General features: G+C 73.6%; 20 protein-coding genes and 1 riboswitch. Of the genes, 4 read left to right on the forward strand and 16 right to left on the reverse strand.

Features of this window, described 5'->3' with window-relative positions; genetic code table 11:
* The first annotated feature begins 2 nt into the window (after window positions 1-2).
* A complete protein-coding gene (locus AC3X7R_RS15270) occupies window positions 3-1,286 on the forward strand; it encodes a DUF1501 domain-containing protein (RefSeq protein WP_489966530.1) in 1,284 nt (427 codons plus the stop codon).
* 51 nt (window positions 1,287-1,337) lie between these two features.
* Here AC3X7R_RS15270 and AC3X7R_RS15275 read toward each other — a convergent pair whose 3' ends face one another.
* Genes AC3X7R_RS15275 through ribD form a run of 8 tightly spaced genes read right to left on the reverse strand, consistent with a single transcriptional unit; the run spans window position 1,338 to window position 7,070 of the window.
* Window positions 1,338-1,781 (reverse strand): PH domain-containing protein, encoded by a 444-nt coding sequence (locus AC3X7R_RS15275; RefSeq protein ID WP_489966531.1) that lies wholly within the window; start codon window positions 1,779-1,781, stop codon window positions 1,338-1,340.
* Window positions 1,765-2,631, reverse strand: coding sequence for an ATP phosphoribosyltransferase (gene hisG, locus AC3X7R_RS15280; RefSeq protein WP_489966532.1), 867 nt, complete (start codon window positions 2,629-2,631; stop codon window positions 1,765-1,767). Before hisG ends, AC3X7R_RS15275 begins: the two co-directional genes overlap by 17 nt.
* A gap of 13 nt (window positions 2,632-2,644) precedes the next feature.
* A complete protein-coding gene (locus AC3X7R_RS15285; protein ID WP_489966533.1) occupies window positions 2,645-2,908 on the reverse strand; it encodes a phosphoribosyl-ATP diphosphatase in 264 nt (87 codons plus the stop codon).
* 30 nt (window positions 2,909-2,938) lie between these two features.
* Window positions 2,939-3,433, reverse strand: coding sequence for a 6,7-dimethyl-8-ribityllumazine synthase (gene ribH, locus AC3X7R_RS15290; RefSeq protein WP_489966534.1), 495 nt, complete (start codon window positions 3,431-3,433; stop codon window positions 2,939-2,941).
* A complete protein-coding gene (locus AC3X7R_RS15295; protein WP_489966535.1) occupies window positions 3,430-4,653 on the reverse strand; it encodes a bifunctional 3,4-dihydroxy-2-butanone-4-phosphate synthase/GTP cyclohydrolase II in 1,224 nt (407 codons plus the stop codon). The genes ribH and AC3X7R_RS15295 overlap by 4 nt, the downstream gene beginning before the upstream one ends.
* Complete coding sequence (locus AC3X7R_RS15300) at window positions 4,650-5,372, reverse strand: nicotinamide mononucleotide transporter family protein (RefSeq protein WP_489966536.1); 723 nt, start codon at window positions 5,370-5,372, stop codon at window positions 4,650-4,652. The genes AC3X7R_RS15295 and AC3X7R_RS15300 overlap by 4 nt, the downstream gene beginning before the upstream one ends.
* Window positions 5,369-6,001, reverse strand: a complete 633-nt coding sequence (locus tag AC3X7R_RS15305; RefSeq protein WP_489966537.1) for a riboflavin synthase — start codon at window positions 5,999-6,001, stop codon at window positions 5,369-5,371. Before AC3X7R_RS15305 ends, AC3X7R_RS15300 begins: the two co-directional genes overlap by 4 nt.
* A 1-nt stretch (window position 6,002) precedes the next feature.
* Window positions 6,003-7,070 (reverse strand): bifunctional diaminohydroxyphosphoribosylaminopyrimidine deaminase/5-amino-6-(5-phosphoribosylamino)uracil reductase RibD, encoded by a 1,068-nt coding sequence (gene ribD, locus AC3X7R_RS15310; protein ID WP_489966538.1) that lies wholly within the window; start codon window positions 7,068-7,070, stop codon window positions 6,003-6,005.
* An 85-nt stretch (window positions 7,071-7,155) separates the two neighbouring features.
* Window positions 7,156-7,310, reverse strand: a riboswitch (FMN riboswitch).
* 166 nt (window positions 7,311-7,476) lie between these two features.
* On the opposite strand from ribD, the gene AC3X7R_RS15315 reads away from it, so the two are divergent.
* Complete coding sequence (locus tag AC3X7R_RS15315; protein WP_489966539.1) at window positions 7,477-8,817, forward strand: hypothetical protein; 1,341 nt, start codon at window positions 7,477-7,479, stop codon at window positions 8,815-8,817.
* A 24-nt stretch (window positions 8,818-8,841) separates the two neighbouring features.
* Here the strand turns inward: AC3X7R_RS15315 and rpe are convergent, their stop codons facing one another.
* The 6 genes from rpe to def are packed head-to-tail and all read right to left on the reverse strand — an operon-like array spanning window position 8,842 to window position 13,912.
* Window positions 8,842-9,510: a ribulose-phosphate 3-epimerase gene (gene rpe, locus AC3X7R_RS15320; protein ID WP_489966540.1), complete on the reverse strand. Its 669-nt coding sequence runs from the start codon at window positions 9,508-9,510 to the stop codon at window positions 8,842-8,844.
* A gap of 20 nt (window positions 9,511-9,530) precedes the next feature.
* Window positions 9,531-10,490: a non-homologous end-joining DNA ligase gene (ligD, locus tag AC3X7R_RS15325; protein WP_489966541.1), complete on the reverse strand. Its 960-nt coding sequence runs from the start codon at window positions 10,488-10,490 to the stop codon at window positions 9,531-9,533.
* A gap of 37 nt (window positions 10,491-10,527) precedes the next feature.
* Window positions 10,528-11,976 carry an RsmB/NOP family class I SAM-dependent RNA methyltransferase gene (locus AC3X7R_RS15330; protein ID WP_489966542.1) on the reverse strand — a complete coding sequence of 483 codons (1,449 nt, stop codon included), beginning with the start codon at window positions 11,974-11,976 and terminating at the stop codon, window positions 10,528-10,530.
* Window positions 11,969-12,427, reverse strand: a complete 459-nt coding sequence (locus AC3X7R_RS15335) for an MmcQ/YjbR family DNA-binding protein (protein ID WP_489966543.1) — start codon at window positions 12,425-12,427, stop codon at window positions 11,969-11,971. The genes AC3X7R_RS15330 and AC3X7R_RS15335 overlap by 8 nt, the downstream gene beginning before the upstream one ends.
* A gap of 1 nt (window position 12,428) precedes the next feature.
* Window positions 12,429-13,364 carry a methionyl-tRNA formyltransferase gene (gene fmt, locus AC3X7R_RS15340; protein ID WP_489966544.1) on the reverse strand — a complete coding sequence of 312 codons (936 nt, stop codon included), beginning with the start codon at window positions 13,362-13,364 and terminating at the stop codon, window positions 12,429-12,431.
* Between the two features lie 2 nt (window positions 13,365-13,366).
* Window positions 13,367-13,912: a peptide deformylase gene (gene def, locus AC3X7R_RS15345; protein WP_489966545.1), complete on the reverse strand. Its 546-nt coding sequence runs from the start codon at window positions 13,910-13,912 to the stop codon at window positions 13,367-13,369.
* 105 nt (window positions 13,913-14,017) lie between these two features.
* On the opposite strand from def, the gene AC3X7R_RS15350 reads away from it, so the two are divergent.
* Together AC3X7R_RS15350 and AC3X7R_RS15355 are read left to right on the forward strand one after the other, a co-directional pair.
* Window positions 14,018-14,935: an ABC transporter ATP-binding protein gene (locus AC3X7R_RS15350; RefSeq protein ID WP_489966546.1), complete on the forward strand. Its 918-nt coding sequence runs from the start codon at window positions 14,018-14,020 to the stop codon at window positions 14,933-14,935.
* Window positions 14,932-15,783 (forward strand): ABC transporter permease, encoded by an 852-nt coding sequence (locus tag AC3X7R_RS15355; protein ID WP_489966547.1) that lies wholly within the window; start codon window positions 14,932-14,934, stop codon window positions 15,781-15,783. The genes AC3X7R_RS15350 and AC3X7R_RS15355 overlap by 4 nt, the downstream gene beginning before the upstream one ends.
* A gap of 6 nt (window positions 15,784-15,789) precedes the next feature.
* Here the strand turns inward: AC3X7R_RS15355 and AC3X7R_RS15360 are convergent, their stop codons facing one another.
* On the reverse strand, window positions 15,790-17,826 hold the full coding sequence (locus AC3X7R_RS15360) for a primosomal protein N' (RefSeq protein WP_489966548.1): 2,037 nt from the start codon (window positions 17,824-17,826) through the stop codon (window positions 15,790-15,792).
* 61 nt (window positions 17,827-17,887) lie between these two features.
* Window positions 17,888-19,081: a methionine adenosyltransferase gene (gene metK, locus AC3X7R_RS15365; protein ID WP_489966549.1), complete on the reverse strand. Its 1,194-nt coding sequence runs from the start codon at window positions 19,079-19,081 to the stop codon at window positions 17,888-17,890.
* Window positions 19,082-19,123 lie beyond the last annotated feature (42 nt).

The raw sequence follows: 19,123 nt of genomic DNA on the forward strand, positions 1-19,123 counted from the left end.
CCATGCCTCCCTCCCCCGACGTCCCCCAGCCCCAGGGCGCCGCCGCGTGCTGCGCGGAGTTCTCGGCCATGGCCCGCTCCTCGCGCCGCGCCTTCCTCGGCGGGGCGCTCGCGGCGGGCGTCGCGACGACCTTCGGGACCGCCGTCGTCCAGCCCGCGGCGGTGGCCGCCTCCGGCAAAGCTCGCGGGGTGGTCGTCGTGCTCTCGCTCCGCGGTGCGGCGGACGGCCTCTCGCTGGTCGTGCCGCACGGCGATCCCGTCTACGCCCAGGCCCGCCCTCGGCTCGCCGTGCCGCCCGAGTCTCTGGTCGCCGCGGACGGGTTCTACGGGCTCCACCCCGCGCTCTCCCCGCTGCTGCCGCTGTGGGACGCCGGGAAGATGGCGTGCGTCCACGCCGCCGGACTGCCTGCGCGCAACCGCTCGCACTTCGCCGCGATGGAGGAGCTCGAGGACGCCGCCCCCGGCGCCGCCACCCGCAGCGGCTGGCTCAACCGGCTGGTCGGCGCGCAGTCGCTGGGCACCCCCCTCCAGGCGATGCACCTGGGAGGCAGCTCACCCGCCGCGCTCTACGGCCCCGCCCCCCACCTGACCACCCGCAGCATCGCCGACGTCGGCATCGCCGGGGCGGACCAGTGGGACACCCATGGCGGCCGGGTCAGGTCGCTGCACACCCTCTGGGACAAGCGCCAGACCCACCTGGCGCGGTCGATGCGGGCCACCTTCACCGCGGTGGGCGAGTTCGCCCCCGTCAAGCAGGCCGAGAAGACGCCGCTCAACGGCGCCACCTATCCCACCCACGACCTGGGCCGCGCCCTCGGCGAGGTGGCCCGGATCGTCCGCAGCGACGTCGGCGTCGAGGTGGTCACGGTCGACCACGGGGACTGGGACATGCACACCGACGTCGGCACGGTCGCCGGCGGAGCCATGAAGCGCAACGCCGAGCAGCTGGCCGGCGCCCTCGCCGCCTTCTTCGCCGACCTCGGGGAGCTGGGCGAGCAGGTGACGGTCGTCTGCCTCAGCGAGTTCGGCCGCCGCGTGCGCGAGAACGCCAACTGGGGACTGGACCACGGGTACGGCACCGTGATGCTCCTGCTCGGCGCCGGGGTCCGTGGCGGCTACCACGGCACCTGGCCCGGGCTGGTCGACGGAGCGGACTCCGACCTCCTCGTCACCACCGACTACCGCAGCGTGCTCGCGGAGGTCGTCTCCGTCCGGTTCGGGGCGAGCATCCCGGCGGTCTTCCCGGGCTTCACCCCCGCCCGGGTGGGCGCGATGCTGGGCCGCTGAGAGGGCCGCTGAGAGGGCCGCTGAGAGGGCCGCTGAGAGGCGGAGCGGGCTTCAGTCCTCGAGACAGGCACGCAGCTCGCGCAGCGCCGCCCTGGCCCGCGCCCCGTCGGAGCCCTGGATCCCCATCACCGGGACCGTCGTCCCGTCGTTGAGGTCGAGCGTGGCCCACGGCGACCCTGGCGGCATCCGGACGGCGACGACCTGCGCCCACTCCAGCGTGCGGCGACGGTATCCGTTGACGACGAGCAGGCCCTCTGGCCGAGCGACCACGCGGGAGCGGGCCAGCGCGTGGCCCACCGAGAGGGCGAGCAGCCCCAGCACGAGCATGGTGCTCTTCTGGAAGAGGGTGAAGCGGGCCCTGATCGACTCGTCGAAGCCGAACCAGGCGACCGCACAGATCACCAGGAGCATCACCGCGCAGGCCGTCGCGGCCAGGCGGACCCCGAGGGGTCGCCAGGTGTGCGGCAGCGGCGGCCGCTCAGAGACGGCAGGCATGGACATCGGTGAGCAGGATGCCCCGGGCACCCAGGTCGTAGAGCTGGTCCATCAGGCGCTGCGCACCCTCCCGGGGGACCATGGCACGGACGGCGACCCACCCTTCGCGGTGCAGCGGGGAGACCGTCGGGCTCTCGATCCCGGGGGTCAGTGCGACTGCGTCGGTCATCTGCTCGGTGCGGATGTCGTAGTCCATCATCACGTAGCTGCGGGCGACCAGGACGCCCTCGATGCGGCGACGGAAGACCTGCAGGTCGCTGTGGGGCGTGCCCCGGCGGGAGATCATCACCGCCTCGGAGGCGAGGATGACCTCGCCGAAGACCGCCAGGCCCGCGGCGCGGAGCGTCGAGCCGGTCTCCACCACGTCGGCGATCACGTCGGCGACTCCGAGCTGGATGCTCGTCTCGACCGCACCGTCGAGCCTGAGCACGGTCGCCTCGATCCCCCGCTCGTCGAGGAACCGCTGCACCACCCCCACGTAGGAGGTGGCGATCCGCTTGCCGGCGAGGTCGCCGAGCTCGGCGTAGCGCCCGGCCGGGCCGGCGAAGTGGAACTTGGAGCGTCCGAAGCCCAGGCCCAGCACCTCGTCGGCCTGGGCGCCGGAGTCGAGCAGCAGGTCGCGCCCGGTGATGCCGACGTCGAGGGTGCCCTCGCCGACGTAGAGCGCGATGTCACGGGGCCTGAGGTAGAAGAACTCGACGTGGTTCTCCGGGTCGACCAGCGCGAGCTCCTTGGAGTCGCTGCGCTGCCGGTAGCCGGCCTCGCGCAGGATCTCCGAGGCCGACTGGGAGAGCGCCCCCTTGTTGGGCACCGCGACGCGCAGCAGCGCGCCGTTCTGGATCTCGGTCATGGGTCTCAGAGCCTCACAGGTGTGCGTAGACGTCGTCGAGGCTGATGCCGCTGGCCAGCATCAGGACCTGGGCGTGGTAGAGGAGCTGGCTGATCTCCTCGGCCGCCCGCTCCTTGCCCTCGTGCTCGGCCGCCATCCAGGACTCGGCGGCCTCCTCGACCAGCTTCTTCCCGATCGTATGGACGCCGGCGTCGAGCGCTCGCACGGTGCCGGATCCCTCGGGACGGGTCTGTGCCAGCTCGTTGAGCTCGGCCCAGAGACCTTCGAACGTCTTCACGGCGACCAGCCTATGCGGTGCCCAGGTCGCTCACGCACGCCGGTCCACGCCGTCGCGGATGTCCTTGATGGTCCGGGCGGTCACCAGTGCCGCCGAGGCGGCCTCGTAGCCCTTGTCCTCCCCCGAGCCCGGCAGCCCTGCCCGGTCCAGCGCCTGCTGCTCGGTGTCGCAGGTCAGGACGCCGAAGCCGATGGCCGCCTGGTGGTCGAGCGCCACCCGGGTGAGACCGTCGGTCGCCGCCGAGCACACGTACTCGAAGTGGGGCGTGCCTCCGCGGATCACCACCCCGAGCGCGACGATCGCGTCGTAGCCCTGCGCCGCGAGCGCCTGGGCGACCACGGGCAGCTCGAAGGTGCCCGGCACCCGGAGCTCGAGCGGCGCCGCCACGCCGTAGCTCGCCATCGCCCTGCGGGCGCCGGCCAGCAGGCCGTCCATCACCTGGACGTGCCAGCTGGCGGCGACGATCGCGACGCGCAGGTCGTCGACGTCGACGTGCTCGTGGTCCGGGGCACCTGCACCACTCATGAGTTGACCTCCAGGTCGGGGAGCTGGTGGCCCATCCTGTCCCGCTTGGTGAGCAGGTAGGCCAGGTTGTGGTCGTTGGGGTGCGGGGTGAGCGGGACGCGCTCGGCCACCCGGATCCCGAAGTCCTCGAGGCTCCGGGTCTTCTCGGGGTTGTTGGTCATCAGCCGCACCGCCGTCACCCCCAGGTCGCGCAGCACCTGGGTGGCGGCGCCGTAGTGCCGGGCATCGGCGGGGAGGCCCAGGTCCAGGTTGGCGTCGACGGTGTCCCGGCCGCCGTCCTGGATCTGGTAGGCCTGCAGCTTGCCCACCAGTCCGATCCCCCGTCCCTCGTGGCCGCGCAGGTAGACCACCACGCCGCGACCCTCCTCGGCGATCCGGGCCATCGCCTCCTCCAGCTGGGGGCCGCAGTCGCAGCGGCGGCTCCCGAAGACGTCACCGGTGAGGCACTCGGAGTGGACCCGGGTCAGCACCGGCTCGTCTCCGCTGATGTCGCCGCGGACCAGCGCGACGTGCTCGGACCCGTCGGTGGTGATCCGGTACCCGTAGGCGGTGAACTCCCCGTGCCGGGTCGGGAGACGGGTCTCAGCGACCCGGTCGACGTGCATCTCGTGGCGGCGCCGGTACCTGACCAGGTCGTCGATCGAGATCATCGCCAGCCCGTGCTCGTCCGCGAACTCGCGCAGCTCCGGCCCCCGCTTCATGGTGCCGTCGTCGTTGACGACCTCCACCAGGACCCCGGCCGGGGTGAGGCCCGCCAGCCGGGCCAGGTCGACGGCCGCCTCGGTGTGCCCCCGGCGTACCAGCACGCCCCCCTCCCGGTAGCGCAGCGGGAAGACGTGGCCGGGACGGGTCAGCTCCCAGGACTCCGTCGCGGAGTCGGCGAGGACCTTGGCGGTGTGCGCCCGGTCGGCCGCGGAGATGCCGGTGGAGACGCCGTCACGGGCGTCCACCGAGATCGTGTACGCCGTCCGGAGCCGGTCCTTGTTGTGCGGCGTCATCAGTGGGATCTCCAGCCGGTCGAGCATCTCCCCCGGCATCGGCACGCAGATCACCCCGCTGGAGTGCCGGATCGTGAACGCCATCAGCTCCGGCGTCGCCTTGCTGGCGGCGAAGATGATGTCGCCCTCGTTCTCGCGGTCCTCGTCGTCGACGACCACCACCGCTCTCCCGGCGGCGATGTCCGCCACGGCCCTCTCGACACTGTCGAGTCGGATGCTCATGACCGTGCTCCTTCGGTGACCTCGTGGTCGGTTCGGCGTGGGTCGGTCCCGCCAGGCGCCGGCGACGGCTCGGCGGCGCGCGCGGCGCGCCACCAGACCACGAAGCCGAGCACCACGAAGGCGGCGTAGACCAGGTACATGACGGCGGTCGGGTAGTAGCCGGCCCGGAGCAGGCTGGTGACGCCGACCACGTCGACCAGCAGCCACACCAGCCAGAACTCGACCCACCCGCGCGCCATCCCCCAGGTGGCGAGCATCGAGCCGGCGAGGATCCAGGCCTCGGTGGCGGGACCCCACGAACCGATCCAGGTCAGGAACGCGTAGGCGGCGGCGTAGCCCGCAAGCCCGGCCAGGGCCAGCTGGGCACGCTCGCGACCGGTGGCCCAGCGCGGGGTGAGGACACCGCCGTCCGCGGCACCACCGGCGCGGCGGAGCCGGCTCCAGCGCATCCATCCGTAGAGGCTCACCGCGGCGAAGAAGATCTGGCGCCCCGCCTGCCCCCAGAGGGGCTCGGAGACGACGTTGCTCAGCTCCCCGCTGGCGAACACCGTGAAGAGCAGCACGTTGCCCACCAGCCCCACGGGCCAGGCCCACACGTAGCGCCTCATGCCCAGGAGCGCGCTGGCGAGCCCGAAGACGTTGCCGATCACCTCCGGCGCGCTCAGGGTGCCCCCGGGGACGGGGATGGTGCCGTGGACCAGCCACTCCAGGATGATCATGGCCTCTCCCCCGCCGGAAGGTAGGCGCGGACGAGCTTGGCCACGTGCTTGGCGATCATGTCGGTCTCCAGGTTGACCCGGTCACCGGGCTGCCGGAAGCCGAGCGTGGTGCGGGTGAGCGTCTCGGGGATCAGGCTGACGGTGAAGCTGGACTCGCCGACGTCGACCAGCGTGAGGCTGACCCCGTCGACCGCGATCGAGCCCTTCTCCACCAGGAAGGGCGCGAGCTCGGCGGGCAGCGAGACCTCGACCACCTCCCAGTGCGCGCTGGGGGTGCGGGAGAGGATCTCGCCCACCCCGTCGACGTGGCCCTGCACGAGGTGGCCCCCCAAGCGGGTGGCCGCGGTGACGGCGCGCTCCAGGTTGACCCGGTCGCCGGGCGCCACGCCGGCCAGGCTGGTGCGGTCCAGCGTCTCCTGCATCAGGTCGGCGGTCCACAGGTCGACAGCGCCGCCGGGTCCGCTGGACCCGGTCTCGCTGACGGTGAGGCAGCAGCCGTTGACGGCGATGGAGTCGCCCAGGTGCACGTCGTCGAGCACCGTCGCCGCGGCGATGGTCAGGCGCAGGGCGTCGCCCTGGTCGAGCACGGCGTGCACGGTGCCGAGCTCCTCGACGATTCCGGTGAACATGTCAGGAGTCCTCTCTGGCGGGGTCCCGGGGAGCCGGGACCTCTCGCGGGGTCATGGTGAGGCGGAGGTTGGTCTCGGGGCCCTCCCCGAGGACGGTGACGTCGAGGACGTCGAGGTGGAGCGCGTCACCGATCGTGGTGATGCCCAGGTCGCCCACGGCGGAGCGTCCGGCGCCGAGCAGCATCGGGGCCACGTAGGTGACGACCTCATCGACCAGGCCGGCCGCCAGGAAGGCGGCGGCCAGGGTGGGACCCCCCTCGAGGAAGACGTGCTGGCGGTCGAGGGCCCGCAGCCGGGCGAGCGCCTCGTGCGGGTCCCGGGTGCGGAGCCGGACCGTCTCGGCCGCGTCGTCGAAGACCCGGCGATCCTCCGGCAGGTCGCGCAGGCCCATCACGGCGCGGAGCAGCTGGCGGGGCAGCAGTTGGTCGTCCTCGTCGCGGACGGTGAGCTGCGGGTCGTCGATCAAGACGGTGGAGGTGCCGACCATGATCGTGTCGCACTGCGCGCGGAGCCGGTGGGTGTCGAGCCGGGCCGCGGGCGAGCTGACCCAGCGGCTGGTGCCGTCGGCAGCGGCGCTGCGCCCGTCCAGGGTGGTGGCGAACTTCCAGGTCACGAACGGGCGCCCGTGCTCCACGGCGAAGGTCCACCCCCGGTTGAGCTCGCGGGACTCCTCGGCCAGCATGCCGTCGAGCACCTCGACGCCGGCTGCTCGCAGGGTCTCGGCGCCACCACGCGCCACGGGGTTCGGGTCGGACTGGGCGAAGACCACCCGGCGCACCCCGGCCTCGACCAGCGCCCGGGCGCACGGACCGGTGCGGCCGGTGTGGTTGCACGGCTCCAAGGTGACCACCGCCGTGGCGCCCCGCGCCGACTCCCCTGCCCTGGCCAAGGCGTCCGCCTCGGCGTGCGCGGTGCCGGCGCCGCGGTGGAAGCCCTCGGCCACGACGCGGCCCTCGTCGTCGAGCAGCACGCACCCGACACGGGGGTTCGGTCCCAGCGGGACGCCGGGGCTGGCGGCGAGCGTGAGCGCGCGCAGCATCGCCCGCTGCTCGGCCTCTGTCGCTCTCATTCGCCTCTCCCAGGTCCGTCGCGGACATCTGGGGGCGCGGTCTCACGGAGGCTCCCCCGACGAAGGGGGATCTGCTCTGCGAGACCTGCGTGCGTCTTCTCATCCGGACTTTGACCGTCGGTCCAGGATTCTCACCTGGTCAACCGGCCACTGGCAGTGGCCGGGTCGCGGACTTCCGGACGAGGCGCACCTCGTCCAGTCACCGCCGGTGCGGAGTTTCACCGCCCCCAGAGCACGCGAGCTCTCATTCTTGCTCTTGCGGACCCAACTGTGCCACACACCCGGAGCGGCGAGGCCGAGGCGTCCACGCCACGCAGCCGGCACGTGCCCGGACGGCGGCGCGACCGCTACCGTGCAGCCTCGCTGCTGCTCGACCACCGCGCTGCACGACCACCCCGGGGGACCTATGCGCCGTACGTCCGTCCTGCTGACCGCCGCCCTCGTCGCCACCACGCTGCTGGCCCCGACCGCCGGCACCGCAGCCGCCAGGACCTGCCGCGGACTGCCCGTGACGATCCACGGCACCGCCGGGACCGTGAGGGGCACCGAGGGTCCCGACGTGGTGCTGGTCGACGGCGCCGGGAAGGTGGAGACCTACGGCGGCGACGACGTGGTCTGCGTGATCGGCAGCGCCCGCGACCACTCACCGGCCCCGGAGGACCAGGTCTTCCTCGACGCCGGGCCGGGCGACGACCTGGTCGACGGCACCGGCGCTCCGGGCCGGGACCTTGCGGTGTCGCTCGGGGAGGGGGCCGACCGCTTCGAGGGCGGGCCGGGGAGGGACGTGGTCAGCGGCGGTGACTGGAGCATCGAGGCGGCGGCGTTCGTCGACACCGAGCCGGACGTGATCCTCGGCGGCGGCGGCCCGGACCAGGTCAACAGCGGCAGCGCGGGGCAGCCCAACGCGGACGTCGTCGACCTCGGGGCGGGGGCTGACAGGCTTGTTCATGCGGGGACGTGGGCCGAGGGTGGCTCGATCACCGGCGGTGGGGGCGACGACCTGGTCCTCCGCGACCTGGCGGCGGGCGCGACGATCCTCGACAACGCCGCCGGGCAGCTCGTGGAGGAGGGGAGCCTCGTCGCGCAGTGGCGCGACCTCGAGCGCTTCCACCTCTCCACCGACGACGCGACGCCCCGCGAGCTGACCTTGGTGGGCTCCCCCGGCGACGACTACGTCAGCTACGTCGGGGAGAACGTCCTGGTCGCCGGCCAGCTCGGCGACGGCGACGACACCGTGAGTGTCGCCGGCTGGCTCCCGGCCCGGGGCAGCGTCGTCGACGCCGGTCCCGGACGGGACCTCTTCGACGTGCAGCTCTACTCCTCGGGGTCCTTCGTCTGGGACATGCGGACCGGCGACTACCGGGTCACGGGGACCACGACGTCCGCAGGTGAGCTGAGCGGCTTCGAGGACGCCTCCGCCCTCGGCGACCACGTCGAGCTCTTCGGCACCGACCGGGCGAACGACCTCTACATGGGGGCCTGCTCGGGCGCGCTGACGGGACGCAGTGGCGGCGACCGCCTCAAGGCGGCGAGGTCCGGGGAGTTCCGGTGGTTCTCGTCGTGCGACCGCCACACCTTCAGCCTCCTCGGCGGACCGGGCAACGACCGTCTCGAGGGGGGCCCGCGGAAGGACCGACTCGTCGGCGGTCCCGGTCGCGACGTGGCCAACGGCGGCGCGAGGCGGGACTGGTGCTCCGCCGAGGTGCTCAAGCGGTGTGAGACCGGCCCCCAGCCCGGCCGAGCATGACCGGTCCGGGTCTGCTCGGGCGACTCAGGAGCGCCCGGCGGCTGCCGTCGCGCGAGCCTTCAGCTCCTGGACCATCCGGTCGGGGTCCGCGGCGGAGTAGACCGCCGAGCCGGCCACGAAGACGTCCGCGCCGGCCTCGGCACACCGCTCGATGGTCTCCAGGCTGACGCCGCCGTCGACCTGGAGCCAGGTCTCGACGCCGTGCTTGTCCATGAGGGCTCGGGCTGCGCGGATCTTGGGGAGGCAGAGGTCCAGGAACTTCTGTCCCCCGAAGCCGGGCTCGACCGTCATGATCAGCAGCATGTCGAGCTCGGGCAGCAGCGCCTCGTAGGGCTCGATCGGGGTGGCGGGCTTGAGCGCCATGCTGGCGCGGGCGCCCTGGGCGCGGATCTCCCGCGCCAGCCGGACCGGGGCCGCGGCCGCCTCCACGTGGAAGGTGATGCTGCTGCACCCCGCCTCGGCGTACGCCGGGGCCCAGCGGTCGGGGTCGGCGATCATCAGGTGCGCGTCCAGCGGGAGGTCGGTGTGCTTCGACAGGCTTTCGACCACCGGGAGCCCGAGGGTGAGGTTGGGCACGAAGTGGTTGTCCATCACGTCGACGTGCACCCAGTCGGCGCTGCCGATGCGGTCCACCTCGGCCCCGAGGGCGGCGAGGTCGGCGTTCAGGATGCTCGGCGTGATCTGGATTCCCACGCGCTCATCGTAGGTGCGCGTCAGTCCGGCTCGGCGGGCGGCTCAGCCCCGCCCGCCTCGTCCCGCTCCGCCCACTCCAGCAGCGGGGCGATGTCGAAGACCTCCTCGTCGATGCCGGCGTGCAGGTCGCCGAGCTCGGCGAAGCGCCCCGGCACGGTGAAGATGGTGAAGTCGTCGGGGACCACCTCGTCGACCTCCTCCCACCGCACCGGCGTGGAGACCCGCGCCTCGGGCACCCCCCGCACCGAGTAGGCGGCGGCGATGGTGTGGTCGCGGGCGTTCTGGTTGTAGTCCACGAAGAGCGCCCCGGGGTCGCGGTCCTTGCGCCACCAGGCGGTCGTCACGTCCTGCGGCGCGCGCCGCTCGACCTCGCGGGCGAAGGCGAGCGCGGCGCGGCGCACGTCGGCGAACCCGTGCTCCGGCGCGATCCGGACGTAGACGTGCAGCCCGGAGCCGCCGCTGGTCTTGGGGAACCCGACCGCGCCCAGCTCGTCGAGCACCTCGTGGGCGACGCCGGCGACGCGACGCACCTGCGCCCAGTCCGACTCCGGCCCCGGGTCCAGGTCGATGCGCCACTCGTCCGGCTTCTCGGTGTCCTCGCGACGGCTGTTCCAGGGGTGGAACTCCACGGTGGACATCTGGACGGCCCAGATCACCTGGGCCAGCTCCGTCACGCACAGCTCGTCAGCGGTCCGCTTCCAGCGGGGGAAGAAGAGCTCGACGGTCTCCACCCAGGGCGGGGCCCCGGCGGGCAGGCGCTTCTGGTGGACCTTCTCGCCCGCCAGCCCCTTGGGGAAGCGGTGCAGCATGCAGGGGCGGTCCCGCAGGGCGTTGAGGATCCCCTCCCCCACGCTGAGGTAGTACTCGACCAGGTCGAGCTTGGTGGCACCGCTGGCCGGGAAGTAGACGCGGTCGGGGTTGCTGACCCGCACCACGCGGTCGTCGACCTCGATCTCGACGGCGGGCGACTTGGAGGGCACGGAGAGCAGGCTAGCCGCCGCGCACCGGCTCCGGGGGTCAGCGCTCGCGGTGCAGCAGCGCCATGAACATCGCGTCGGTGCGGTGCCGGTGCGGCCAGAGCTGGACTGTTCCGGGCAGTGGCCCGGCGCCGTCCCGCACCTCGGGCAGCAGCGGTCCGACCTCCCCCAGGCGTACGTCGTCGCGCGCCGCCGTCACCGACGCCACCACCTCCGCGGTCTCGTCGAGCACCGGGGAGCAGGTCGAGTAGAGGACCACCCCGCCGGGCCGCACGGCGTCCAGAGCCTGCTCCAGCAGGCGGCGCTGGAGCGGGACGAGGGTGTCGAGGTCGCCGGCGGTGCGACGCCACCGCGACTCCGGCCGGCGACGCAGCGCCCCCAGGCCCGTGCACGGCACGTCGACAAGGACGCGGTCGAAGGTCCCCGGACGCCAGGCCGGCACGGTGCCGTCCGCCGCCACCACCCCGAGGCTCCGGTCGGCCCCGGTCAACGCCCGAGCCACCAGGCGGGCGCGGTGCTCCTGTCGCTCGACCGCGAGCAGCCGCGCGCCACCCGCCTCGGGCTGGGAGGCGAGCGCGGCGAGCAGCGCCGATTTGCCGCCGGGACCGGCGCAGAGGTCCAGCCAGAGCTCGTCCCGCTCCCCCGGCTCGACAGCAGCTCTGGCCAGGGCCAGCGCGACCAGCTGGGAGCCCTCGTCCTGCACGCCGGCGCGACCCTCGGCCACCGCCGCGACCTCGCCGGGGTCGCCCCCGTCGAGCACCACCCCGAAGGGCGAGAGCGGGGTCGGGCTCCCGGGCAGCTCCGTCACCTCGGCGCGACCCGGGCGGGCGACCAGCACCACGGCGGGCGCCTCGTTGTCGGCGGCCAGCAGCGACTCGAGCTCCTCGGCGGTGGGCACCGCGCTGCTGGTGCGCGGACTCCGCGCCAGTGCGGCACCCAGCTGGTCGACCACCCAGCGCGGGTGGGAGTGGGCGACGACCAGGAACCCGTGCGGGTCGCGGCCCGGGTCGGGGGCGACCCGCCGGACCCAGCCGGAGAGGTCGTGCTCGGAGACCCGGCGCAGCACGGCGTTCGCGAACCCGGCGGCGCCCGCCCCGGCGGAGTCGCGCACCAGGTCGACGGTGCTGCTGAGCGCCGCATGGGCCGGCACCCGCATGGAGAGCAGCTGATGGGTGCCGAGCCGCAGTGCGTCGAGGACCTTCGCCTGCACCTTGGCCAGGGGGCGGTCGAGGCAGGCCGCCAGGATCGCGTCGTAGGTGCCACGGCGCCGGAGCGTCCCCGAGACGAGCTCGGTGGTGAACGCGGCGTCCCGGCCGGTCAGGCCGTGGGTGCGGAGCACGGAGGGGAGCACGAGGTTGGTGTAGGCGTCGTCGACCCGGACGGCGACGAGCACCTCGAGCGCCGCACGCCGGGCCGGGTCCACCGGTCCACGGGCGCGCGGGGGCCGGCCGCCGGCGCGTCGGGCACCGCTCCTGCGGGGGTCAGCCATCCTGCTGCTCCGCCGCACGCAGCGCCGCGACCAGCCGCTTGGGGGCGCGACATGCCCAGGCCTCGGTCAGGACCTCGCGCAGCTCGGCGAGACTCAGCTCCCCGAGCCGGGACTGCTGGACCAGGACCGCGTTGGTGCTCTTGAAGTGGTCGATGGTGAAGAACGGCGTGCCGGGGTCGTCGACGAGGGCCGCCTTCTCCCCCGCGTCCGCGGTGACGACGACGAGGAGGTCGTCGTACATCTCCCCGGTGCGTGGGTCCAGGGCGCTGCTGTGCGGGTGCCGGTAGAGCAGGAACCCGCGCCCCTTCTCGCCGCGGGGGACCTTCCAGGTCGGCACGTCGCCCCAGGTGACGCCGAGCTCGGTCTCCGGGAGCGCCGCACAGATCAGGTCCACGTCGGCGGGCTCGGCGGGCCTGGTCGGGTCGGGTTCACGCGGGTCGGACGCTGCCATGTCAGCCCGCGTCGCCCAGCCGGAAGCCGGAGTCGAGCCGCGCCCCCCTGGCCCAGTCCGCAGCCGCCATCTCCTTCTTGCCGAACGGCTTGACCCGGTCGAGCTGGACCGGGTCGGTCGCGGTGCCCACCAGGAGCGCCTTCCTGGTCACCTCCACCACACCGGGGAGGAGCCGCTCATGCCCGGGAACCGGACGGACCGGGCCGATCTTGATCCGCTCACCCTCGTGGGTGCTCCAGGCTCCCGGGGCGGGCGTGCACGCCCGGATCCGCCGGTCCACGGCGACGGCGGGCTCGCTCCAGTCGACGCGGGCGTCCTCGACGGTGATCTTCGGGGCGAAGGTGACCCCCTCGGACTGCTGAGGCCGGGCCTCGAGCTCCCCGGACTCGATTCCGTCGAGGGTGCGGACCAGCAGGCCGGCACCGCCCTCGGCGAGCCGGGCGAGCAGGTCGCCAGCGGTGTCGTCCTCGCGGATCCGCTCGGTCATCACCCCGAACACGGGGCCGGCGTCGAGCTCCTTGACGATCCGGAAGGTCGTCGCGCCGGTCACCTCGTCGCCGCCCCAGATCGCGTGCTGCACCGGCGCGGCACCACGCCAGGACGGCAGCACCGAGAAGTGCAGGTTGATCCAGCCGTGCGGCACCAGGTCGAGCGCGGACTGCGGCAGGAGCGCCCCGTAGGCCACCACGGGGCAGCAGTCCGGCCGGAGCGCGCGCAGCGCCTCCTGGAACTCCGGGTCACGCGGGTGCTCGGGCTTCAGGACGGGCAGCCCCAGCTCCTCGGCGCGCTGGGCCACCGGGCTGGCGACCAGCCTGCGCCCGCGCCCGGACGGGGCGTCGGGGCGGGTCACCACGCCGACCACCTCGTGGTGGGAGGCGACGAGTGCGTCGAGGGCGGGGACGGCCACCTCGGGGGTGCCGGCGAAGACGAGGCGCATGGTCAGAATCCGAAACCGTTCGTGGGATGGGGGGAGACCTTGACGACGGGCTGCTCGAGGCCGAACCACTCCGACTCGCGAATCGCCCGCATGGCCGCCTTGCGCGACTCCGCGTCGAGCCGGTCGATGAAGAGGACGCCGTCGAGGTGGTCCGTCTCGTGCTGGATGGCCCGGGCCAGGAGCTCGGAGCCCTCGACCCGCAACGGCTCGCCGTGCAGGTCGAACCCGTGGGCCACCACCCGCAGCGCCCGGCGGCAGTCGAAGGTGAGGTCGGGCAGGGAGAGGCAGCCCTCGGGCCCGTCCTGGATCTCCTCCGACAGGCTAAGGGAGGGGTTGATCAGGTGGCCGACCTCGCCCTCCACGTTCCAGGTGAAGACGCGCAGCCCCACCCCGATCTGGGGGGCGGCGAGCCCCGCGCCGGGCGCGGCGAGCATCGTGTCGGTGAGGTCCTGGACCAGGGTCCTGATCTCCTTGTCGAACGCGTCGACCTCCAGTGCGGGCCTGCGCAGGACGGGGTCACCGAAGAGGCGGATGGGCTGGACTGCCACGGAAAATGGGCTCCTCGTGTCGGGGAAGCCCCCAGTCTACGAACGGCGCTGCCGCAGGCGCCTCATCGGTGCAAGACTGCGCCCGAGGCGACCGGGGAGGGTGGCATGGCGACAGTGATCGACGTCCAGGACCTGCGGATGCGCTACGGCGACCAAGACGTGCTGGCCGGGGTCGACTTCCGGGTGGAGGCCGGCGAGGTCGTCTGCCTGCTCGGTCCCAACGGTGCGGGCAAGACGACGACGATCGAGATCCTCGAGGGCTTCCGCCTCCGCTCGGCCGGCGCGGTCGAGGTGTTGGGGCAGGACCCGGCGACCGCGCCGGAGGACTGGCGCGCCCGGACCGGCGTGGTGCTGCAGTCGTGGCGCGACCACCCCCGCTGGACGCCCCGGCGGCTGCTGACCCACCTGGGCCGCTTCTACGCGCCGTACTCCGAACCCGGGCGCCCCCGCCCCCACGACACCGAGCTGCTGCTGGAGACGGTCGGCCTGAGCGAGCACGCCGATCGCAAGCTGGCGACGCTCTCGGGTGGGCAGCGGCGGCGTCTCGACGTGGCCGCGGCGATCGTGGGACGTCCCGAGCTGCTCTTCCTCGACGAGCCCACCACCGGCTTCGACCCGCAGGCCCGCCGCGACTTCCACGACCTGATCCAGCGCCTGGCCGCGGCGGAGGGCACGACCATCCTGCTCACCACCCACGACCTCGCCGAGGCAGAGAAGCTCGCCAGCCGGGTCCTGGTGCTGGCCGGCGGCCGCATCGCCGCAGACGACACCGTCGACGGGCTGGCACGCCGGGTCCAGGGCGAGGCGACCGTGCGGTGGCGGGTCGACGGAGAGGCGCGCAGCGCCGCGGTCACGGACGCCACCGCCTACGTGCGGGGGCTGCTGGACCAGCACGGAGACCGCCTCCTCGACCTCGAGGTCCGCCGGGCCAGCCTGGAGGAGGCCTATCTGGCCCTCGTCCGTCGCCACGAGTCGGGGCAGCAGACCGCCGCCGCCCAGCTCTTCGCGGAGGTGACCCGGTGAACCCGTCGCTCCAGGCCTACCGCCTGGGCCTGCACCGCGGGTGGGTCGAGTTCCTCCAGAGCCTGCGCAGCACCCAGGACCAGGGGTTCTACCTCTTCACCGCGCTGGCCTCGGTCGGCTACGTCTTCACCAAGCGCCACGAGCAGGTCGCGGGCACGGACCTCCTCGTCCCCACCGTGCTCCTGCCCAGCCTCCTGGGGGCGCTGATCGCCTTCGGCGTGGTGATCGGGCCCGCCAGCAGCCTGGCCATGGAGAAGGAGGACGGAACCCTGCTGCGCCACAAGGCGGTGCCGCACGGGCTGCGCGGCTACTTCGCCGGGCAGCTGCTCTTCCACACGCTCGGCCTGCTGCCGCAGATGCTCGTCATCCTGGTGCCCAGCCTCCTGCTCTTCGACGGCCTGATGGCCGACCCGTCGGGCTGGTTCACGGTCGCCTGGGTGGTGCTGCTCGGCCTGGTGGCCACCCTGCCCCTGGGGATGGTCCTGGGCAGCGTCGTGCCCAGCCCGCAGAAGCTCGCCACCTGGGGGTTCCTCCCGGTCCTGGTCCTGATCGGGATCTCGGGCGTCCTCTATCCCCTCCAGTCCCTGTGGGGGTGGGTCCAGGTGGTGGCCCAGGCATTCCCGGTCTACTGGATCGCGCTGGGCCTGCGCTCCGCGTTCCTCCCGGACTCGGCGGCGGCGCTCGAGGTCGCGGAGAGCTGGCGGACCTGGGAGACGGTGGCCGTCCTCGGGACCTGGGCCGTCGTCGGGGCGCTGGTCACCCCGCTGGTGCTGCGCAGGATGGCGCGCCGCCAGACGGGCTCCCAGGTCGAGGCCGCCCGGGAGGCCAGCATGCAGTGGGTCAGGTGAGGCGGCTCAGAGCTCGTGGGGGTCCACCTGCACCCGGACCGCCTGCAGCTTGCGGGCCGACCTGATCCGCTGCAGCTCGCCCAGCGCATCGGAGAGCTCCGTGCCCAGCGCCCGCGGCACCCGGACGACGAGCCGGACCTCGTCGGAGCCCGCGGCGCGGTCCGGGACGGGAGCCGGCCCGAGCACCTCGGTCACGTCGGGCAACGAGAGCAGGGTGAGCGCGTCGTCGACCGCCCCCGGCTCGCCGGTGACGGTGGCCAGCCGGACCGTGGGTGGCAGGTGGGCCTGGGCCCGGGTCTCCAGCTCACGGTGTGCGAAGCCTGCCGGGTCCCACCGGACCAGGGCCTGCAGGGCCGGGTGCGCCGGGTCTCCCACGGCCACGACGTGGCCCCCCCGACGGACCAGGCCCGCGGCCGCCATCCACCGGCGCAGCGCCTCCTCGTCGGTGCGCAGCTCGGCGCGACCCAGGGGCATCCAGGTGTCCAGCAGGAGGACGCCGGCGTAGCCCTCGGCTGCGGTCGGCTCCGCCCCGGGCGTGGCGACCACGATCTCGGGGCGCGGCCCGACGGCCTGCACGACCCGCTCCCCCCCGGAGCTGCGGAGGGTGGCGCCCGGCAGGCTGCGGCCGAGCTCCTCGGCCGTCCGGTCCCGCCCGACGACGGGGGCGCGCAGGCCACGGTGACCGCACTCGCGGCAGGCCCAGCGCTCCTCGACTGTCCCGCACCAGCGGCACCGTGGGGGCTCGGTGCTGCCCCCCAGCTCCAGGGGCCCCTGGCAGGCGGCGCAGCGGGCGGGGGTACGGCACCGCTCACAGGCGAGCGAGGGCGCCCACCCGGCGCGCGGCACCTGCACCAGCACGGGGCCGGTGGTGAGCGCCTGGCGCAGCATCGCCCGTGCGGCTTGCGGGATCCGCGCCGGGACGCCCCTGTCCTCGGCGGGCACCACGTCGACCCTGGCGGCCGCGCGGACCGTCTCCCGGGCGGGCACCAGGGGCCGGGCCCAGCCGGTGCGGAGGAGGTACTCGGCCTCGCAGGTGCGGGCGAACCCGCCCACCAGGGCCGCCGTGCCTGACTGCTCGGCGCGGGTCAGCAGCACCTCGCGGGTGTGGGGGTAGGGAGCGCGGGGCTCGGCGTGCAGATCGTCCCCGTCGTCCCAGATGACGACCAGACCGAGGTCGCGCACCGGCGCGAAGGCCGCGGACCGGGTGCCGACCACGACGCGGCACTGCCCCCGGGAGACCGAGAGGAACGCCTGGTAGCGGCGCGCCGGTCCCTCGTCGGCGGTCAGCACGGCGTGGTGGCCCTCCCCGAGGGCGGCGTCGAGCCCCTGCGAGACCCGGGCGACGTCGCGATGGTCCGGGACGCAGATCAGCACCCCGCGTCCCGCGGCGAGGGTCACGGCGGCCGCCTCGGCGACCAGCCGTGGCCAGTCCGTCCCCGGCACGGTCTGCCAGACGGCCCGGGGAGCGCCTCCTCGCGACAGCGCGGTCAGGAACCGCTCGGCGTCCCCCTGACCGGACCAGGCCTGCTGGGCGCGGGAGAGGTCCGCACGAGGTGGCGGCGGGGGTGGGAGCGGTGGCGCCTTCTCGGTGGTGGCGTGGCGCGGTGGCACCGCGAGACGCAGCACGTCGGCCCGCGCGCCGGCGTAACGCCGGGCGAGTCGGGCGGTGAGCTCGGCGATCTCCGGGGTCAGGACCGGCTCGGCGCTGACCACGCGGCGCAGCGGGGCGAGCCGCCCCGGGTGGTCGCTGGCGGCTGCCCGCTCGACCACGAAGCCGTCGACGTCCTGCCCGGCGAAGCGCACCTTCACCCTGGCCCCGGGGACCGCGGTCGTGGCCATCGCCACCGGGACGGAGTAGTCGAAGGGGCGGTCGAGGTGGGCCAGCGGCACGTCGACGAGCACCCGGGCCACCGGGTCGACCTCCGCCGGCGCGGCCTCCTCGGCACGGCGGCGACCGGCGGCGCGGGTGCGGGCGCGTGCCTCGGCCACGGACGCACGGAGGCCGGGCAGCATCTCCGGCTGCCCGGCCTCGTGCTCGCTCATGGGCGAATGTCTATCAGCCGCCACCGACGGACCCCGAGGGCCGGCCGGTGAGGGCGCCCGGTCAGAGACCCGCGGCGGCGCGGAGCGCGTCTGCCCGGTCGGTGACCTCCCAGGTGAACCCCGGGAGCTCGCGACCGAAGTGCCCGTAGGCCGCGGTCTGCGCGTACTTGGGCTTGAGCAGGTCGAGGTCACGGATGATCGCGGCGGGACGGAGGTCGAAGACCTCCAGCACGGCCTTCTGGATCGCCTCGTCGTCGACCACACCGGTGCCGAAGGTCTCGATGAAGACCCCGACCGGGGCCGCCTTGCCGATCGCGTAGGCGACCTGCGCCTCGCAACGGCGGGCAAGCCCGGCCGCCACCACGTTCTTGGCGACCCAGCGCATGGCGTAGGCGGCGGACCTGTCGACCTTGGAGGGGTCCTTGCCGGAGAAGGCGCCGCCGCCGTGGCGGGCCATGCCGCCGTAGGTGTCGATGATGATCTTGCGACCGGTCAGGCCCGCGTCGCCCATCGGCCCGCCGATGACGAAGCGACCGGTGGGGTTGACCAGCATCCGGTAGCCCTCCGACGGGATGTCGAAGGCGGCGAGGACCGGGTCGATGACGTGCTGCTGGATCTCGCCCTCGAGCTTGCTGAGGTCGGTGTCCTCGGAGTGCTGGGTGGAGAGCACGACGGTGTCGACCCGCACCGGTCGGTTGTCCGCGTCGTACTCGATGGTGACCTGGGTCTTGCCGTCGGGTCGCAGGTGCGGGAGCGTCCCGTCCTTGCGCACCGTGGAGAGGCGCTCGGCGAGCCGCTGGGCGATCGTGATCGGCAGGGGCATCAGCTCGGGGGTGTCGTCGCAGGCGTAGCCGAACATCAGCCCCTGGTCGCCGGCACCCTGACGGTCCAGCTCGTCGGTCGACTGGTCGTGGCGCTCCTCGTAGGCGTCGTCGACGCCCTGGGCGATGTCGGGGGACTGTGCGCCGATGGCCACCTGGACGCCGCAGGAGCGGCCGTCGAAGCCCTTGTCGGAGCTGTCGTAGCCGATCGCCAGGACCTTCTCCCGGACCAGCTGCGCCACGGGGGCGTACGCCTTCGTGGTGACCTCGCCCGCGACGACGACCAGCCCGGTGGTCAGCAGGGTCTCCACCGCAACCCGGCTCTCGGGGTCGTGCTCGAGCAGGTAGTCGAGCACGGAGTCGCTGATCTGGTCAGCGATCTTGTCCGGATGACCCTCGGTCACCGACTCGGACGTGAAAAGTCGTCCAGACACGATGTCACTCTCCCTTGAGGTTGTAGCGGCAAGATTAAAGGT

The organism is Nocardioides sp. Z22_16 (assembly GCF_058134365.1).

Coding starts and splice junctions, on each gene's coding strand:
- AC3X7R_RS15270 (WP_489966530.1), top strand. CDS start 3: ATGCCTCCCTCCCCCGACGTCCCCCAGCCCCAGGGCGCCGCCGCGTGC.
- AC3X7R_RS15275 (WP_489966531.1), bottom strand. CDS start 1,781: ATGCCTGCCGTCTCTGAGCGGCCGCCGCTGCCGCACACCTGGCGACCC.
- hisG (WP_489966532.1), bottom strand. CDS start 2,631: ATGACCGAGATCCAGAACGGCGCGCTGCTGCGCGTCGCGGTGCCCAAC.
- ribH (WP_489966534.1), bottom strand. CDS start 3,433: ATGAGTGGTGCAGGTGCCCCGGACCACGAGCACGTCGACGTCGACGAC.
- AC3X7R_RS15295 (WP_489966535.1), bottom strand. CDS start 4,653: ATGAGCATCCGACTCGACAGTGTCGAGAGGGCCGTGGCGGACATCGCC.
- AC3X7R_RS15300 (WP_489966536.1), bottom strand. CDS start 5,372: ATGATCATCCTGGAGTGGCTGGTCCACGGCACCATCCCCGTCCCCGGG.
- AC3X7R_RS15305 (WP_489966537.1), bottom strand. CDS start 6,001: ATGTTCACCGGAATCGTCGAGGAGCTCGGCACCGTGCACGCCGTGCTC.
- ribD (WP_489966538.1), bottom strand. CDS start 7,070: ATGAGAGCGACAGAGGCCGAGCAGCGGGCGATGCTGCGCGCGCTCACG.
- AC3X7R_RS15315 (WP_489966539.1), top strand. CDS start 7,477: ATGCGCCGTACGTCCGTCCTGCTGACCGCCGCCCTCGTCGCCACCACG.
- AC3X7R_RS15330 (WP_489966542.1), bottom strand. CDS start 11,976: ATGGCTGACCCCCGCAGGAGCGGTGCCCGACGCGCCGGCGGCCGGCCC.
- AC3X7R_RS15335 (WP_489966543.1), bottom strand. CDS start 12,427: ATGGCAGCGTCCGACCCGCGTGAACCCGACCCGACCAGGCCCGCCGAG.
- fmt (WP_489966544.1), bottom strand. CDS start 13,364: ATGCGCCTCGTCTTCGCCGGCACCCCCGAGGTGGCCGTCCCCGCCCTC.
- AC3X7R_RS15350 (WP_489966546.1), top strand. CDS start 14,018: ATGGCGACAGTGATCGACGTCCAGGACCTGCGGATGCGCTACGGCGAC.
- AC3X7R_RS15360 (WP_489966548.1), bottom strand. CDS start 17,826: ATGAGCGAGCACGAGGCCGGGCAGCCGGAGATGCTGCCCGGCCTCCGT.